Raw genomic sequence first — 18,048 nt, 5'->3', positions numbered from 1 at the left:
TCTTCACCTTGCGGAAATGACCAGGCCGTTCCTTTTTTTGTACTCGCCCGGCGTGAGACAGGTGATCTTCTTGAAGATCCGGAAAAAATACGGCAGGTTCTCAAAACCCGTTTCTTCGGCCACCGCCTCGTAGGTGAGCGGGGTAGTCGCCAGAAGATACTGCGCCCGCTCGATCCTTTTGATCTGTACATAGGCCAGCGGCCGTTCTCCCGTGGCCTGCAGGAACAGGCTGGAGAAATAGTCCTGGTGCAGGTTGGCCCTTTTCGCAAGCGCGCTGACGGTCAGGTCGACCTTGAGGTTGATCTGGATATAGTGAATGGCGTCCAGGATCTTGAGAGGAATAGGTTCGGGGTTCTGGGACACGAATTCACATGAGCTGAGAAACCGGGCTACGAATTGCATAATAATACCCTGGGTCTCCAGGTAACTGGCGTCGCTCACCATTTCGTTAAGCTCCTGGTAGTGCCGGTAAAACACGTTCTTTTCGTAAACTTTCGGATTGTCGCTCCGGTTGATGCCCCTGTTCGGGTTGATCTCTAGCAGCCGGTCGAAATTGGCAATGTCCGTAGGCCCGGCGGGAATTTTTATGGTCCTGCGGTTGTATTCGAAGATCGAAATGCCTGCCGCTGACTCTTCGAAGAAATGAAGAAAGTATTGTCTTTGAAAATTATCGCAGCGCAGGTGGCAGAGCGTAAAGCTGGGAATAAGGTATAAAAATCCTTTTTCAAGACGTACTTCTTCCTTTGCAGTACGCACGAAACCCTCTCCTTCATCGATATAATATACCCTGAAATAAGGACTGAGTACATTAGAGTAGTTCCACTTCTCGTTCAGCTCGACCCGGTCCACATGCAGCAGCGAAAAAGTATGCCCCAGTAGTCTCTTACTCATAGATATTAATTGACCGAGGATCCTAGACCTCGGATTTGTATAATAGAAACTCTGCTTCATATAGCGGAAAACGCAGTCAGCTCGACTAGCTTTGTTCCCGACAACGTCATGAAACACCGATAAATCCTTGATAAAGATAGGGAGTTACCGGTTGTTCCGTTAACAGAAAGGGAAAATGATTTGCTTGCATTTCTCGCCACGCCGAAAAATGTATAATACAGCCTCGTTGCCCCGGCAGTAGGGTCCACACCCGATCCAAGGTCAATTATAAGAATGAAACGATATTGTTTAGCACTCGATCTGGTAGACGACCCGGCATTGATCGCCGAATACCAGCAATGGCATGCCGCCGGCAAAGGGTGGCCCGAGATCAAAGAAAGCATTACCAGGTCAGGTATTGCAAGCATGGAGATCTATCGCACGGGAAACAGGCTTTTCATGATCATCGAGACGGATGACTCGTTCAGCTTTGAACAAAAAGCCGCGCTGGACGCCGTCGATCCGAAAGTAATGGAATGGGAGCAGCTGATGTGGAAGTTCCAGCAGCCGTTGCCCTGGGCGGGCGAAGGAGAGAAGTGGATCGTGATGGACAGGATCTATTCCCTGGAAGGGAATAAGACATAGACCTTTTTTGCCGTCTTTTATGCTGAAGCCTGTTCATTTATTTGCCCCTATGGGCAACCTCAAGCAAAACCCGGGCTGGTAAGTAATTTACAGACATGAAACTTCCCATTATTTTTTTCTTCGTATCCATTTTTTCTCTTTCCGTTGCAGCCCAAAGCACGGCTGCAGCGGGAAGGGACAGGGCGTGTTTTGACGATGGCTGGCAGTTCCATAAAGGGGACATTGCCATCAAACGGGCCGTGAAGGCCGGCCAGCAAGGTGGCCTGTCTGACGCAAACGTAAAAGTGATCACTGGCGAGGAAGCCGTCATCGCCTACACCGATAAGAACAAGGTCGCAGGATACAAGCCCGCCGACTGGCGGGATGTCAGCCTGCCGCACGACTGGTGCGTGGAAGGCACGTTCGTGCATGACAACACCCTCGGAAGCCAGCCCGCCGGCAACGGCTACCTGCCCACCGGCATAGGGTTTTACAGGAAAGAGTTCGACGTGCCGGAGTCGGACAAGGGAAAGATCATCACGATGACGTTCGACGGGATCTTCCGGAACAGCACCGTCTGGGTGAATGGCCATCTCATGGGTAACCATGCGAGCGGATATACGCCCTCCGATTACGATCTTTCGGATGTCCTTCGTTACGGCGGGGAAGGCAGGAATGTCATCCTGGTGAAGGTCGACGCCTCCGATGCGGAAGGATGGTGGTATGAAGGGTGCGGTATCTACAGGCATGTGTGGCTGAACACGACGGCCAGGCTGCACGTGGCCCGGTATGGCACATTCATTACTACACCCCTGGTTTCGAAAGACAGCGCCGTCGTCAGCATCAGGACCATCCTGCAAAATGAGGACACCGTGGCCAGGCATATCACGCTCGTGTCGAAGATCGTCGACAAGAAGGGAAGGGTGGTGGATTCCAGGAGCTCGGAGCTGACCATCCCCCCCGGCGATCAGCCGGAAGTGGTGCAGGAAGGCGTCGTCCGGGAGCCCCTGCTCTGGTCGCCGGAAACGCCGGACCTGTACAAAATGGTCACATGGGTGACGGCTGATGGAAGCACGATCGACGATTATTCAACCTCTTTCGGCGTGCGGACGGTGGCCATCACCAACGAAGGTTTTTTTCTCAACGGTAAATTATACCCCGTAAAAGGCACGGCGAACCACCAGGATTTTGCCGGCGTAGGCGTGGCCCTGCCGGATAAATTGAATGAATATAAGATTCAGCTGCTAAAAGAGATGGGATGCAACGGGTATCGTTGCGCGCACAACCCTCCGACTCCCGAGCTGCTGGATGCCTGCGACCGCATGGGCATGCTGGTGCTGGACGAGAACAGGCTGTTATCTTCCGGTGAGGACGGGATGAAGGACCTGGCCACCCTGATCCGCCGGGACCGCAACCACCCTTCTGTGTTTATGTGGAGCATGGAGAACGAGGAGTCGTTGGAAGGCGCACCCATGGGCGCCAGGATCCTTGAAACCCTGGTGAAGGCGACCCATCGGCTGGATCCTACCCGCCCCGCAACCGCTGCGATGAACCATGGATGGAACGATGGCGGATACAGCGACGTCCTGGACGTCGTCGGCTATAATTACGGGCAAAGAGGAATGCAGTACGTAAAAGACCATGAAAAATACCCGCGCCGCAGGATGTTCGTAACCGAATCCACCAGCTATGTCTCCACCCGGGGTGAGTATGAGGACAATAAGGAGAAAGGCTATGTTTCCAACTTCGGCCTGGGCGTCGGCTGGGGCTTACAGCCGGGGCAGGACTGGAAACATATCGTTCAGTACCCTTTCCTGGGCGGCACCTTCGTTTGGACAGGTTTCGATTACAGGGGGGAGCCCACGCCCTATCAATGGCCCTGCGTCTCCTCGCATTTCGGTATCATGGACCTGTGCGGTTTTCCCAAGGACGGGTATTATGCTTACAAGGCAGCCTGGACCAATACCCCGGTGGTGCACGTTTTCCCGCACTGGAGCTGGCCCGGCAGAGAAGGGCAAAAGATCAAAATGCGGGGATATACCAATTGCGAAGAAGTCGAGCTCCTGGTCAATGGCAAGCGTATAGGAAAAAAAAGGGCAGCACCCTTTGAATACCTGGAATGGGAAGTGATTTACCAGCCGGGGAAACTGGAGGCCCGGGGCTACAAAAGCGGTAAAGTGGTCGCCAGACAGCTGGTGGAGACGACTACCGCCCCTGCGCGGGTGTCGCTGTCCGGTGATTGTACAAAGCTGAAGGCCGATGGCAGCGACGTGGCCGTTGTAAACGTCGCCATCAAAGACGCCATGGGGAGAGTGGCGCCCACTGCCGGAAATCTCGTTACCTTCTCCATAGAAGGTCCAGGAAGGATCATCGGGACGGGCAACGGCAACCCCAGCAGTCACGAGCCGGATAAAGCAATGCAAAGGACGGCCTTCAATGGATACTGCCAGGTGCTGGTGCAGTCGGACAAAGCAGATGGCGAGATCCGGCTGTCAGCCGCTTCCGCAGGGCTGAAAGGTGCGGAGATCATGCTCACGGTCTCTTCTCAAACAAACCTGTATGTTTCCCCGAAAGGCAGCGATGCGAACCCGGGTACCAGTACGAGCCCATTTGCGTCCATCGGCACGGCCCTGTCGGCAGCGCGTAAGATCTCCGGACCGGTGACTATCAAACTTTTTGCGGGCACTTATTATGTAAGCCACCCTGTCGTGTTTACTTCCGCCGATTCCAGGAAAGCCGGCGAACCATTGACACTGACAGGCGCCGGGGACGGCGAAGTGATCATCAGTGGAGCAGCACCCCTCGGCAACCTCCATTGGTCAAAATACAAGAATGGCATCTGGCAAGCCCACGTCAGCCAGGATCTTGTTTTCGATGAGCTCATCGTCAACGGTCAGCTCCAGCGAATGGCCCGGTATCCCAACTTCGATCCCTCCGCCCGGTTCCTGGGCGGCACCGCCGCCGATGCCATCAGCGCTCAGCGGGCGGCCAGGTGGCATTCGCCGGAAGGCGGCTACGTACATGCCCTCCACCGCAGTGAATGGGGGGACTTTCATTATGTCATTACCGGGATCAACGATACAGGCGGCCTCATCCTGCAGGGCGGCTGGCAAAACAACCGCCGCATGGGCATGCACGAGCGATACCGGTACGTAGAGAATATCTTCGAAGAGCTGGACACCGCCAATGAATGGTTCTATGATAAGACCAGTAAGACACTATATTATTACCCCCCTTCCGGCCTCGATCCTACGACCGCGAAATTCGGAACGCCGCAGCCGGCTCACCTGTTCGAGCTCAGCGGTACGGAAGAAGACCCGGTAAAGAACATTACGATCTCCGGCGTAACGCTGACAGGCGCCGTGCGCTCGTTCATGCAAAACAGGGAGCCATTGCTCCGCAGCGACTGGACGATATACCGGGGAGGAGCCGTTGTCTTCAGCGGTGCCGTCAATTGTCACCTCACCGGTTGCCGCCTCCACGACCTGGGCGGCAATGGCGTCTTCTTCGACAAGTTCAACCGGGATTGCTCCGTTGCCCACTGCCAGATCTCAGCCATCGGCGCCAGCGCCATTTGCTTTGTCGGAGACCCCGGCGCAGTCCGCAGCCCCAGCTTCGAATACAACGAATTCACACCGCTGGACAGGATCGATCGTACGCCCGGACCAAAGTCGAACAATTACCCCGCAGACTGCAGGGTGTACGATTGCCTTTTGTTCGTCCTGGGACAGGTGGAAAAACAATCGGCCGGAGTAGAGCTGTCCATGTGCCGGAATATCACGGTAAGCCACAATTCCATTTATGACGTTCCCCGGGCGGGGATCAACGTCAGCGAAGGTACCTGGGGAGGCCACCTCATCGAATACAACGACGTATTCAATACGGTGAAGGAAAGCGGCGATCATGGCTCCTTCAATTCCTGGGGACGTGACCGCTACTGGCATCCCGACAAGCAGAAGCTCGATTCCATCGTGGCGGATCATTTCGACCTTGCCCTGCTCGACGTGGTGAAGCCCATCGTCCTGCGCAACAACCGCATGCGTTGCGACCATGGATGGGATATCGACCTGGACGACGGCTCCGGCAATTACGAAATTTACAATAACCTTTGCCTCAATGGCGGTATCAAGCTGCGGGAAGGCGTTCACCGGGTCGTGGAGAATAATATCATGGTCAATAACACTTTTCATCCGCACGTTTGGTTTAAGAACAGCGGGGACATATTCCGGCACAACGTCGTTTCCGCCGGCTATAAGCCCATCGGCATCCCGGTATGGGGGAAAGAAGTAGATTACAACCTATTTCCCGATAGCGCCTCGCTGAAAGAAGCATGGGCCAGGGGGACGGACAGGCATTCCGTTTGCGGACCCCTGGAATTTGCAGACCCCGCGAAGGGTGACTTCCGGCTGAAGGACGGTTCGTCCGCCTTCTCCGTTGGTTTCAGGAATTTTAGCATGGACAGTTTTGGCGTCGTTTCGCCAAAGCTGAAAGCGATAGCACGTCGGCCGGCATTCCCGGAGGTCGGCGTGATCACCGAGTCCGGAGAGGTCAAGGTCATCGATTTTATGGGCGCGCGGGTAAAGGATCTAAAGACCCTTGGTGAAAGGTCGGCCACGGGGATGGACGATACGAGGGGTGTGCTGGTGGTGAATGTGGCCCCCGGCGCTGCTGCCACCGGTGTGCTGCGGCCCAACGACGTGATCCTGTCATTCAACAGCAGGCAGATCGATAACCTGAAGGACCTGCTGGAGGCGCGGCAGTCGGTCTCCGGCCCGGCGACGGAGATCATTGTTCTTCGCGATCAGAAACCATTGAAACAAAAGATTGAATTGAAAATACGCTAATTGTCACTTCTATGATCAGAAAGTCTTTCTTCGGGGCAGCCGCATTTTACTTTTTTCTTACAGGTATTTGCAGCGCCCAACCGAATGCGCCAAAACCTTTTGGCCCCATTCCAACAGAGAACCAGGTACGGTGGCAGGAAATGGAGTACTACGCCTTCCTCCATTTTTCCATCAATACTTTCACCGATCAGGAGTGGGGCTCCGGGGGAGATGACGCGAAGCTTTTCAATCCCGACAGCCTGGACTGCCGGCAGTGGGCGCGTGTCTGCAAGGAGGCCGGAATGAAAGGGATCATCCTGACGGCCAAGCACCATTCCGGGTTCTGCCTCTGGCCGTCGAAATATACGGAGTATTCCGTCAAAAATGCCCCCTGGAAAAATGGTAAAGGCGACATCGTGCGGGAATTATCCAACGCCTGCAAAGAGTATGGCCTGAAACTGGGTATCTATCTTTCACCCTGGGATAGGAATTACGCAGACTACGGAAATCCCCGGTACATCACCTATTTCAGGAACCAGCTCCGGGAGCTGCTGACCCAATATGGGGACATCTTCGAAATATGGTTCGACGGGGCCAATGGCGGTTCGGGTTATTACGGCGGTGCGAACGAGACCCGCACCATCGATCGGACGACCTATTACGACTGGAAGAATACATACCAACTCATACGCAGTCTGCAACCTAAGATCGTGATCTGGAACGACGGGGGAGAGAGAGGCGACCTTCGCTGGGTGGGGACGGAAGCCGGTAACGTTGGCGAAACGAACTGGAGCCTGTTGAACGACACAGGTGATGTCCCCTGGAATATGCTGCACTATGGTCTCGAGAACGGCAATGCCTGGGTGCCCGGCGAAGTCAATACGTCCATTCGTCCGGGATGGTTCTATCACCAGTATGAAGATACCAAAGTAAAGACCTTACCGCACCTGCTGGATATTTATTACAGCTCGTTCGGTCGTAATGGTACCCTGCTGCTCAATTTCCCCATAGACAGGCACGGGCTCATACATGCCAATGATGAAAAGGCGGCGGTGCAGCTGGCGGATGCAGTAAAAGAGGCGTTTGCCGTGAATCTTGCGGAAAAAGCCAAAGTCAGCGCCAGCAATATCCGTGGTAAAGCAAAAGCGTTCGTGGGTGACAGAGCGACTGACGGAAAAAAGGACACCTACTGGGCTACGGATGATGGGGTGACTGCCGCATCGATGACCCTGGATTTCGGCAAGCCGGTAACTTTCAATTGCTTTATGGCGCAGGAATACATCCGCCTGGGCCAGCGGGTGCGTGCTTTCACCGTGTCGGCGATGGTGGACGGCAGCTGGAAAGAGCTGGCCAGGGCGACGACCATCGGGTACAGGCGCATCCTGCGGTTTCCCGCGGTAAGTGCAGCGCAGCTCAAATTTACCATCACGGACGCCAAAGCCTGTCCCGTGATTGCCAACATCGGGGTCTTCAATGTCCCCCCTGTTCTAACGGCCCCTGCCATCATCCGCAATAAAGAAGGGAAAATAACCATTGCCTCGGCCGACAGCCAGTCGGTGGTATATTACACGCTGAACGGGAACGTCCCAACCAGCCAATCCACCAAATACACCGGGCCTGTCACGACGGACGGAAAAGTGGAAGTCCAGGCCGTTGCGGTCGACCCCTCGACGGGGAGGAGCAGCCCCGTGAGCCAGGAACAATTCGATATGCCCCACACGTCCTGGAAAATAGTGGGGACAGATGACATAAAAGCTGCTGCTGTCATCGACGGCGATCCGCATTCGGCCTGGCATCAGCCCAAGGGGAAAAATATGCCTGCGGATCTCATCATCGACATGGGAGAAAAAGTGAACCTCACCGGGTTCCGCTACCTGCCCGACCAGGGCCGGCATGCCGGCATCATCACCCATTATCAGCTGCTGGTGTCACAGGACGGACAGGAATGGAAGAAGGCGGATGAAGGAGAATTTTCGAATATCAACAACAACCCCTTGTGGCAGGTGAAGAAATTCCCGCCGGTGAATGCCCGGTATATCAACCTGCGCGCCATCCATAACACAGAGGGCAATGATGATGCAGGGTACGCCGAGATAGACGTGATCACAGCACCAATGCAATGATGAAAAAAATAGGGTTCATTAGTATATTAGCGCCCGCTTTTATCATGGCCGCATCTTTTGGCGCTTCGAACATCGATGAAAGGCGCATATTCGAGGCGGAAGCTGCCAAGCCCGTAAAAGGGACATCCAAAGTGGCCGCTGACTCGGCATCTGGCGGATATCTGATGAGCTTAACCAGACCGGGCGATGGCATCGTTTTCAATCACCTCCCGGCCGCCGGGAAACTGGCGATCCGCTATTCATCTTTGGGGGTTGGTTTGGTAAATGTACAAGTCAACGATGCTCCGGTACGACAGGTCAATGTCCATTCATCTGGGAACCTCACAGGTTCCTTTTTGCATTCCATCATTGGCATCAAGATCCCTGCCGATGCCCGGTTATCTCTCAGTCTCGTCTCCAGGGACATCACCCTGAACATAGATCAGATAATCATCGGTGAAGGGGATTTGGGTATGCCGCCAGACATCTGGAACCTCCCTGCGCTGCCTGTGGCCCTCGGTCCTTTTCCCGCCGACTGGAAAGTTTTGGGTGAAAGGTACACGGCGCCTGAATGGTGGCGCGATGCGAAGTTGGGGGCCTGGGCGCATTGGGATCCGCAATCCATGCCCGAGCAGGGCGATTGGTACGCACGGAATATGTACATGGAGCGCAATCCTGTTTACACCTTTCACGCCGGCACTTTTGGTCATCCTTCAGCATACGGTTATAAGGATATTGCCCACAACTGGGTAATTGACCGGTGGGATCCCGAAGCGTTAATGGATCTGTATGTGGAAATGGGTGCCCGGTACTTCATGGCGATGGGTGTCCATCATGATAATTTTGATTGCTGGGACTCAAAATACCAGCCGTGGAATTCGGTAAATGTTGGCCCCCGCGTGGACATCGTAGGCGCCTGGGAAAAGGTCGCCAGAAAGCATGGGCTCCGCTTTGGGATAGGCTTTCACAATACGCCGCCCCGCACCTGGGGCCAGTTTATGCCGGTGAGGTACACCAGCGACAAGCGTGGCCCGAAGCAAGGCATACCCTATGACGCGCTTCAAACAATTGCAGACGGTAAAGGGAAATGGTGGGAAGGAAAAGACCCGGTCGACCTGTATGGACCCGTTCACACGCGCGAGGATGACCCGTTAAAGGCCCCTTTTGCCAACCAGTTCATGTGGCGTGTCGACGACGCCATCGGCAAATATCATCCGGATGTCATCTATTTTGATGAACATGCCGGTAATTCGCAAATGGACCTGGGTGTTCATATGGGCTTGGGATTCCTTGCCCCGCAGCTGATCGCGAATTACTACAACCAGTCACTGAAGTGGAATAATAATAAAATGGAAGTGGTGGTTAACCTCAAAGGGGTAGGGGGGCGTTGGAATAGCTTTCAAAATGATCCCGGATTGCTTCCCTTCGTTGACCGTGCCCTGGTCAAAAGCACCGAAATGTACATCGAGCCTGAGATCATGGCTTACCCGTTCCAGACCGAGACCAGCATCGCCGAATGGCATTATAAAAAGGGAATGGAGTATATGGACGCTCAAAAAGTGGTCCGGCTCCTCATGGAGAACGTTTCCCGCAACGGCACGATGTTACTCAATCTTACGCAGCATGGACGCGGGAACCTTGACCCGGAGGTGGTCAGCACCTGCAAAGACATGGGTGCCTGGCTAAAGATCAATGGAGAGGCTGTATACGGATCACGTCCGTTTGAGATCTACGGAGGAGACAGTGCGTACTACACACGGAATAATGGCTATGTCTATGCCGTCATTTCGGATTGGAAGGATAGTGCGATTACATTGAAAGCCCTGCATGCCGGCGGAAGTACGCTGGGAAAAGTGTCTGAAGTGGCGCTGCTTGGCTCAGATATCACGATGAGCTTTGTACAGGACGAAAAGGGACTTACAGTTACACCAGGCCAGGAGGTTCTGCCTTTGCCCGGCATTTCCCACCAGGGATTAGCGTCCGGCTTCCGCGTTTTACGCATCACCCACGACAAAGGCTGGGTAAATGACGATGATCCCGGTACTGTTGCCGCCGGATGGTCGCGCCGCTGTAGCCCCGGTAATGGCGACTACAACAATGATCTTACCATCAGCGATACCCCGGGTGACGTCTGGAGCACTTCATTCACAGGCAATAGTGTTGCAGTTATTGCACCAAAGGAAGCAGGTGCCGGAAAGATCGAAATTTTGATTGACGGGCAAACCCATGCGACCGTTGACTTGTCTGTCAAGGGAACCCGGAAGCCTCAGCAGCTGGTGTACAAGGCAAAGGGGCTGACCCGGGGCAATCATGTGATCAGGATCGTACATCGTGGATCCGGGCCGGTGGCGGTCGATGCGCTGATTCCTTCCAAAAATTAAAAAAAAACGTACTATTTCAGATTTACCCCCCTATTTTATCATTTTGTCCCCCTATCTAACAGCCTGTTAGACAACATATTTGCATTTATTTAACATTAAATGAATGCCGTATGTACAGAACCTAGCTCCATTGTTCCCACCGTTCGAAACGCCAAACTAATTGTCTTTTTAACATCTTATTAAACGCTGTATGAAAAAAATCAAGTTACTGTTTGTAGTATGCTTACTGGTACTATTAAACATTGCCGTATCAGCCCAAACCAGGACTATCACAGGGTCGGTCCTGGATGCCAGGACCGGCGAACCCATTCCGGGAGCCACCATTAAACTCCTCAATTCAAAGGTCGGATCTTCCACCGACGAAAAAGGGGCTTTCAGGATCCAGATCCCGGCCAACCTGTCAAAAGTCGTTTTATCCATTTCCAGCGTTGGTTTCGCGACCATTGAAATTACCCCACTGGAAGACAATGTCGTGGCCCGGCTCAAAGCGGGAGACAAACAATTGAACGATGTGGTGGTAGTGGGTTATGGGACTGCCAAAAAAGCAACCTTAACAGGGTCCGTCAGTTCGATCAAGGCCAAAGAGGTTACAGAGGCGCCGGTGACCAATGTGTCCAATGGATTGGCCGGAAGGTTGCCCGGCCTGGTTGCCGTCACCAGCAGCAGTGAGCCAGGCGCCGATGGCACTACCTTACGCATTCGCGGCAGCAACACCTTCAACGACAACAGCGTGCTGGTGGTCATTGACGGCGTGCCGGACAGAAGCCTGGACAGGATTAACCCCTATAGCGTCGAAAGCATAACGGTATTGAAAGATGCTTCTGCAGCTATTTATGGCTCAAGGGCTGCCAATGGCGTTATTTTAGTTACAACCAAACGTGGAAAAACAGGGAAACCCGAAATTACTTTCAATGGTAATTATGGCTACAACCAACCTACGAAAGTGCCTAAAATGGCGGACGCCCCGCTGTACGCTACCGCATTGAATGAAATAGCGTATTACAACAATCCCACCGGCGGATTGAACCAGACGTATACGGATGCACAGATCCAGAAGTTCAAAGATGGCTCGGACCCCTTGCGTTACCCCAATACCGACTGGTTTAAAACAGTTTTGAAGCCCAGGTCGATGCAAAACAATGCAAACATTTCCGTTTCCGCCGGGACCGAGACGATGAGATATTTTGTTTCGCTGGACATGAAACACCAGGACGGCCAATATAGGAACAGCGCCACGTACTACAACCAATATGGGTTTACTTCCAATGTCGATGGTAAATTAACCAAAGACATTCGTGTGGCGGTAGATGTCAGCGGACGCCTGGAGGATAAACATTATCCTCAAAAGTCGGCAGGGACCATTTTTAACGACCTGGTATCGGCCTATCCAACCTCTGTTGCCTGGTGGCCCGGCGGACTACCTGGGCCTGCACGGGAGCACGGCGAAAACCCTGTTGTCATTTCCACAGGCGCCACCGGTACGAACAACGACAAATATTATGCTTTAAACTCGAATTTAAGACTGGATATCAACGTACCCTGGATAAAGGGTTTGTCCTTCACAGGAAATCTATCTTTCGATCAGGGCTTTGATTTCAATAAGAATTTCACGAAGCCATGGCGTTTATATTCCTGGGATGGAGCGACCGTCGATCCCAATGGAAAGCCCGTGCTTACTTCCAATGTCTTTGGTGCCGGTACCAACAACTCGCCTACCTTATACGAATCTTTCAAAAGCGATTATTCCAAGCTGGCTTTTGGGTTGTTGAATTATCAAACGACCATTGGCGAGAACCATAGCCTGAAATTAATGGTTGGCTCTCAGGTTTCGAAAGGTAATACCGAAAGCTTTAATGCATACAGGGATCTGTTCGCTTCCACCGCCGTCCAGGAAATGTTCGCCGGCGCAACGGCCAATCAGGCCACTGGCGGGTCTGGCTCCGTAAACTCGAGATTGAGCTATTTCGGAAGGGTCAATTATAGCTATGCCAATAAATACCTGGTCGAGTTTGTCGGCAGGTATGACGGTTCGTACATCTTCGCCCCCAATCACAGGTTTGGCTTCTTCCCCGGCGTTTCGGCGGGCTGGGTTGTTTCGGAAGAGAATTTCTGGAAGGACAACATTAAATTCATCAACTATTTTAAACTGAGGGGGTCCTGGGGACGAACAGGGAATGACAGGGTAGCCGACTTTCAATACCTGACCTCCTACCTGTTTGGCAGCCGTTATTATAATTCGTCTGGACAGTATTATCCTTTTGTGGTGGATGCCGCAAGTGCCCTCAGCGAACTGCAGACGGTGTATGAAAGCGTAATTGCAAACCCAAATATCACATGGGAAGTTGCGAACCAGAGCAACATCGGGTTTAATGCTAATTTCCTGGATAACAAACTGACGGTCGAAGGCGATTATTTCTATTATAAGAGAAGTAATATCCTGTGGCCCCAGAATGCCACGGTGCCTTCTTCGGCGGGTTTGTCCCTGCCCAGCGTAAACTATGGCAGAGTGCAGAACCACGGTTTCGATTTTTCCATTTCCTATAGCAATACGACCAGGAGAAAATTCAACTACACCGTATCGGTGAATGGAGGCTACGCACAGAACAAAGTATTGCAATGGGGCGAGGCGCCCGGCGTTCCCACATGGCAGCAAACGACCGGGCATCCCATGGGTTCAGGGTTATATTATGTAGCCGATGGATTGATTCATAACTCAAAAGATTCCCTTGATTATGTGAGCAGGTTCAAATCCTGGGGCCTTAGCACGACGCCGGCGCCCGGCGACATCAGGTATGTGGATATCGCTAACAATGATTCAATGAATTCCCGCCAGCAGACAAGGATCTACAAAAGCAGCATTCCCACATTTACTTTTGGCAGCTATATCGATCTGAGCTATAAGCATTTCGATCTGACGCTTTTATTCCAGGGGGCGGCAGGGGCCGTTGTGTATGTCAATTCAGATGGAGGGACGTTCACCAATTTCCGCAAGAGCCTGTTGGATGGCCGCTGGTCCCCTACCAATCCGACTGGAAATATTCCGAGAACACCCAATCGCGGCAACTATTACTGGGATAACACAGGCAATACCTTCTTCCTTCATAAGACAGATTATATCCGCCTGAAAACACTTCAGTTCGGCTATACCCTCGATTCCAAAAGCCTTGAAAAGACAGGTATTAAGTTCATACGCGTGTTTGTGAGCGGACAGAATCTGCTCACCTGGTGCCCAGGTCTGAAAGACTTTGATCCGGAATTAGGAGCAAACACCGCTCCCGGCGATCTGAAAAATGCTATACCAGGTATCTCCGGTGGTAATTATCCATTGTCACGCGTAGTTTCAATGGGATTAACTGTGACATTTTAATTAAAACAATGAACATGAAAAAAAATATTGTTTGCATAATCTTACTGGCGACTATCTTAACAGGTGCCGGGATCTCATGCAGTAAGAAAACATTGGATCAAACGCCCGTGGGCGCAGTTTCCGATGATGCTGTTTTCAATTCGAAGGACCCCGGGTTACTTACGGCGTATGTTAATAACATTTACCAGGGGTTGCCCCATGGCTTTGACTGGACGATGCTGGCTTCCCTCACCGATGAAGCGCTTACGCAGGCATGCACTTGGGCGGGTCAGCAAACGGCCATGTTAAGCCAGCTAACGCCCGACAATTTAGGACCTTTTACAAATACCAACTGCCCCGAATTGCAGCATTTCACCTGGGCAAATGAATATGCATATGTCCGGGCCGCCAATTTGTTCTTTTCAAGGATAGATGCTTCGCCCATCGATACGGCAGCCAAGCATGGGCTGATGGGAGAGGTATTTTTCCTGCGGGCATATCTGTACCATAATCTGGTGTCTTTTTATGGTGGCGTGCCCATTATTACAAAAGCATACGCATTGACGGATAGCTTTAGTGTTCCCAGGAACACGTACGCCGAGTGTATTCAATTTATTTCAGACCAATGCGACAGCGCTGCCCAGTATCTTCCTTTAGAGCAAACGCAGGTAGGCAGGGCCACCAAAGGTGCGGCGCTTGCCTTGAAATCAAGGGTGTTGTTGTTTGCAGCCAGCGATTTGTACAACGGTGGCAACGGTACCGTGCCGGATCCATTTGCAAGTTTCGCACACCCTGAACTGGTAAGATATACCTCTTTTTCGGGAGGAGACAGGCAAAGCCGTTGGCAAAAAGCAAAAGATGCGGCGTTGGCTGTAATAAACTTAGGTCAGTATTCATTGTACATGCCAAACCCGGCGTCGCAAAGTGACGCAGCCGCCAATTACGGCAATCTGTTTATTCAAATGACCACCCCGGAAGATATATTTGTAAAATATTTTTCTACGAATACGGTTGCCAACTGGAATGACTACGGAAAAACGTATGGCCCGGGACTGTTTCATAATCCCAATGGTTTTTGGGGATGGGGTGTAGATGCTCCCACGCAGCAGTTCGTCGATGAGTATGAGATGAATGACGGCAGTACATTCAGCTGGAGCAATCCGACCCATGCTGCAGCTCCCTATAAAAACAGGGACCCCCGTTTTTATGGAACGGTGTTGTATGATGGTGCTAGTTGGAGGCAAAGGACATCTGACATTTTGCCACATGAAGCAACGGGTAAACTTCAGACCGGTTATCAAAACACCTCGGCTGCCCATCCAACTACCGATGATATTCAGTATGAAGTAGGCGGCTTTGATACGCATAATCCCCCCACCGGTGCGAATATCTGGAATTGGTCTCCCACTGGCTATTATCTGAGAAAATGGAGCGACCCTACCATCGACCCGCTAAAGGTATTGCAGTCGACGCCCTGGCGCTATATGCGTTATACGGAAGTTTTGCTCAACTATGCCGAAGCCTGCCTTGGCTTGGGCGACGCAGCAACTGCGACAACCTATATCAACCAGATAAGGACGAGAGCTGGCATGCCCAATATCGCCTCCGCTACTATGGCCAGCCTGCAGCATGAGCGGAAAATTGAATTGGCGTTTGAAGAATTACGCTATTTTGATATTCGCCGCTGGATGATATGCGACCCCGCTGTATACGGACAGAAAGCCGGCTTCAGTAATGTGTGGAGCATTCATATATTTTACCCATACAATGGTTCTCCGAACTATGGTTCAGGTACGCCCGTCTACACGCCGGTGGCTGACGTCAGCGGAGCAGGGAACTATGCCAATTTGGATTATTCCGGTGGCAGAGCATGGAACCCCAAATATTATTTCCTGCCAATTGCCTATGATGAAATGAATAAGAACCTGAAACTTATTCAAAATCCATCTTACTGATCAGGCAAACAAATACAATTAAGGCTCGCTGATTTTTACAGGGAGCCTTAATTTTTTCCCATCGGGCGGCGTTATGTAAATGAACTGATTATGAGAAATATTTGTGCCATCATAGTTGTTTTTTTCATGGCATGCAGCATCCCTGGCTACGCACAGCCGCGACATAGCTTTGCTTTGGGGGATTCTGTTTTTTTACTTGATAACAGACCTTTCCAGATGATTTGCGGCGAGATGCATTACGCTCGTATTCCACGCGAGGCATGGCGTCAACGCATGAAAATGGCAAAGGCGATGGGCTTAAATACCATCGGCACTTATGTATTCTGGAATATACAGGAGCCGGAAAAAGGCAAATTTGACTTTTCGGGGAACAACGACATCGCCGCATTTGTGAGAACCGCGCAGGAGGAAAGTTTATGGGTGGTGCTGAGACCCTCACCATATGTTTGCGCCGAATGGGAATTTGGCGGCTATCCTTACTGGCTCCAAAACGAAAATGGCCTTGTCGTTCGCAGTAAGGAACAGAAATACCTGAACGAATATAAGCAGTACCTGATGGCATTGGGTAAACAGCTCGCGCCTCTCCAGGTAAACCATGGAGGTAATATTTTGATGATCCAGGTGGAGAACGAATATGGCTCTTACGGCGACAACAGGGAATATCTTGAAATAAATCGGAAAATATTTCAGAAGGCTGGCTTTGATGGCCTGCTCTTCACCGCCGACCAGGCAAATGACGTCGCAAGAGGCTTTTTGCCAGGGTCGCTTCCCGCGTTAAACGGCATTGACAACCCGCAAAGAATAAGGCAGCTGGTTAGAAGATACAATAATGGCAAAGGCCCTTATTATGTCGCTGAATGGTATCCTGCCTGGTTTGACTGGTGGGGCTCGCCGCATCATGTTGTTCCCCCGGAAAAATATACCGCTCAATTGGATAGCATGTTGTCTGCCGGTATTTCTGTGAATATGTATATGTTTCATGGCGGGACAACCAGGGGGTTTATGAATGGGGCCAATTACAATGATAAAAGCCCTTATGAGCCGCAGATAAGTAGTTATGATTACGATGCGCCTTTGGACGAAGCGGGCAACGCAACGCCAAAATTTATGGCTTTCCGGTCTGTCATTCAAAAGCATCTGCCCCCGGGGCAGACGTTGCCCGATGTGCCCGCCGCCAAACCCGCCATATCCATCGATGATATTCAGTTCAGGGAAACTACCGGCATATTTAACATCCTTTCATCTCCGAAAATAAACCAACGGCTTTTAACTTTTGAAGACCTTCACCAGGCATATGGTTTCGTGTTGTACAGAACAAAACTCAATGGAGGCGCAAAGGGGAAGCTTGCAGTAATGGGCCTGCGCGATTATGCGCTGGTGTTCATCAATGGCCGTCGTGCAGGTATTTTAGACAGGCGGTTGGGTGACAGCAGTATAAATGTGGAAATGCCCCAGGGAAGCGTAACGCTTGACATTCTGGTTGAAAATCTTGGCCGGATAAACTTTGGCCCTTATCTTTTGAATAACAAGAAAGGCATTACCCAAAAAGTACTTTTCAACAACCAGGAACTGGAGAACTGGCAAATGTTCTCACTGCCTTTGGATGATATCAATGCGATCAAAAGAAGTGCTGCGGCCAAAAAATATACGGAAGCTCCCGTTCTTCGCAGAGGCAATTTTAATTTAGTCAAAACAGGCGATTCCTATCTCGACATGAGCAGGTGGGGGAAGGGCGTTGTTTGGGTGAATGGATATAATCTCGGGAGGTACTGGAATGTCGGCCCGCAACAAACTATATACGTTCCCGGCGAATGGCTGAAGCCGGGCAACAATGAAATTGTTGTGCTGGAATTGATCAAACCGCAACAGGCGATTTTAAGGGGCATCGAAAAACCGTCATTAAGCAACTAGTTCCGATGAATTATCGTTTTTCTATAGTTCAACTTC

General features: G+C 51.7%; 8 protein-coding genes. 7 read left to right on the top strand and 1 reads right to left on the bottom strand.

Annotated elements, in window-relative coordinates; translation table 11 throughout:
- Positions 1–3: 3 nt before the first annotated feature.
- Entirely contained in the window at positions 4–891 is an 888-nt protein-coding gene (locus Q4E93_RS06870; protein WP_303583706.1) for a helix-turn-helix domain-containing protein, read from the bottom strand.
- Positions 892–1,164: 273 nt separating this feature from the next.
- On the opposite strand from Q4E93_RS06870, the gene Q4E93_RS06865 reads away from it, so the two are divergent.
- From Q4E93_RS06865 to Q4E93_RS06835, 7 genes are all read left to right on the top strand, one after another.
- On the top strand, positions 1,165–1,515 hold the full coding sequence (locus tag Q4E93_RS06865) for an L-rhamnose mutarotase (protein ID WP_303583705.1): 351 nt from the start codon (positions 1,165–1,167) through the stop codon (positions 1,513–1,515).
- Between the two features lie 95 nt (positions 1,516–1,610).
- On the top strand, positions 1,611–6,338 hold the full coding sequence (gene galA, locus Q4E93_RS06860) for a beta-galactosidase GalA (protein WP_303583703.1): 4,728 nt from the start codon (positions 1,611–1,613) through the stop codon (positions 6,336–6,338).
- An 11-nt stretch (positions 6,339–6,349) separates the two neighbouring features.
- A complete protein-coding gene (locus tag Q4E93_RS06855; RefSeq protein WP_303583701.1) occupies positions 6,350–8,440 on the top strand; it encodes a discoidin domain-containing protein in 2,091 nt (696 codons plus the stop codon).
- The gene (locus tag Q4E93_RS06850; RefSeq protein ID WP_303583700.1) at positions 8,437–10,800 is read left to right on the top strand and encodes an alpha-L-fucosidase; all 2,364 of its coding nucleotides are present in this window, start codon (positions 8,437–8,439) and stop codon (positions 10,798–10,800) included. The genes Q4E93_RS06855 and Q4E93_RS06850 overlap by 4 nt, the downstream gene beginning before the upstream one ends.
- A 190-nt stretch (positions 10,801–10,990) precedes the next feature.
- Positions 10,991–14,167 carry a SusC/RagA family TonB-linked outer membrane protein gene (locus Q4E93_RS06845; RefSeq protein ID WP_303583699.1) on the top strand — a complete coding sequence of 1,059 codons (3,177 nt, stop codon included), beginning with the start codon at positions 10,991–10,993 and terminating at the stop codon, positions 14,165–14,167.
- Positions 14,168–14,181: 14 nt separating this feature from the next.
- Positions 14,182–16,101 (top strand): RagB/SusD family nutrient uptake outer membrane protein, encoded by a 1,920-nt coding sequence (locus Q4E93_RS06840; RefSeq protein WP_303583698.1) that lies wholly within the window; start codon positions 14,182–14,184, stop codon positions 16,099–16,101.
- Positions 16,102–16,191: 90 nt separating this feature from the next.
- Positions 16,192–18,012, top strand: coding sequence for a beta-galactosidase (locus Q4E93_RS06835; protein WP_303583697.1), 1,821 nt, complete (start codon positions 16,192–16,194; stop codon positions 18,010–18,012).
- The last annotated feature ends 36 nt before the right edge of the window (positions 18,013–18,048 follow it).

It is taken from the genome of Flavitalea plasmicola (genome assembly GCF_030546645.1).
Classification (GTDB): domain Bacteria; phylum Bacteroidota; class Bacteroidia; order Chitinophagales; family Chitinophagaceae; genus Puia.
The sequence above is the reverse complement of the archived record's forward strand: the minus strand, read 5'-3'. Positions and strand labels throughout refer to the sequence as shown.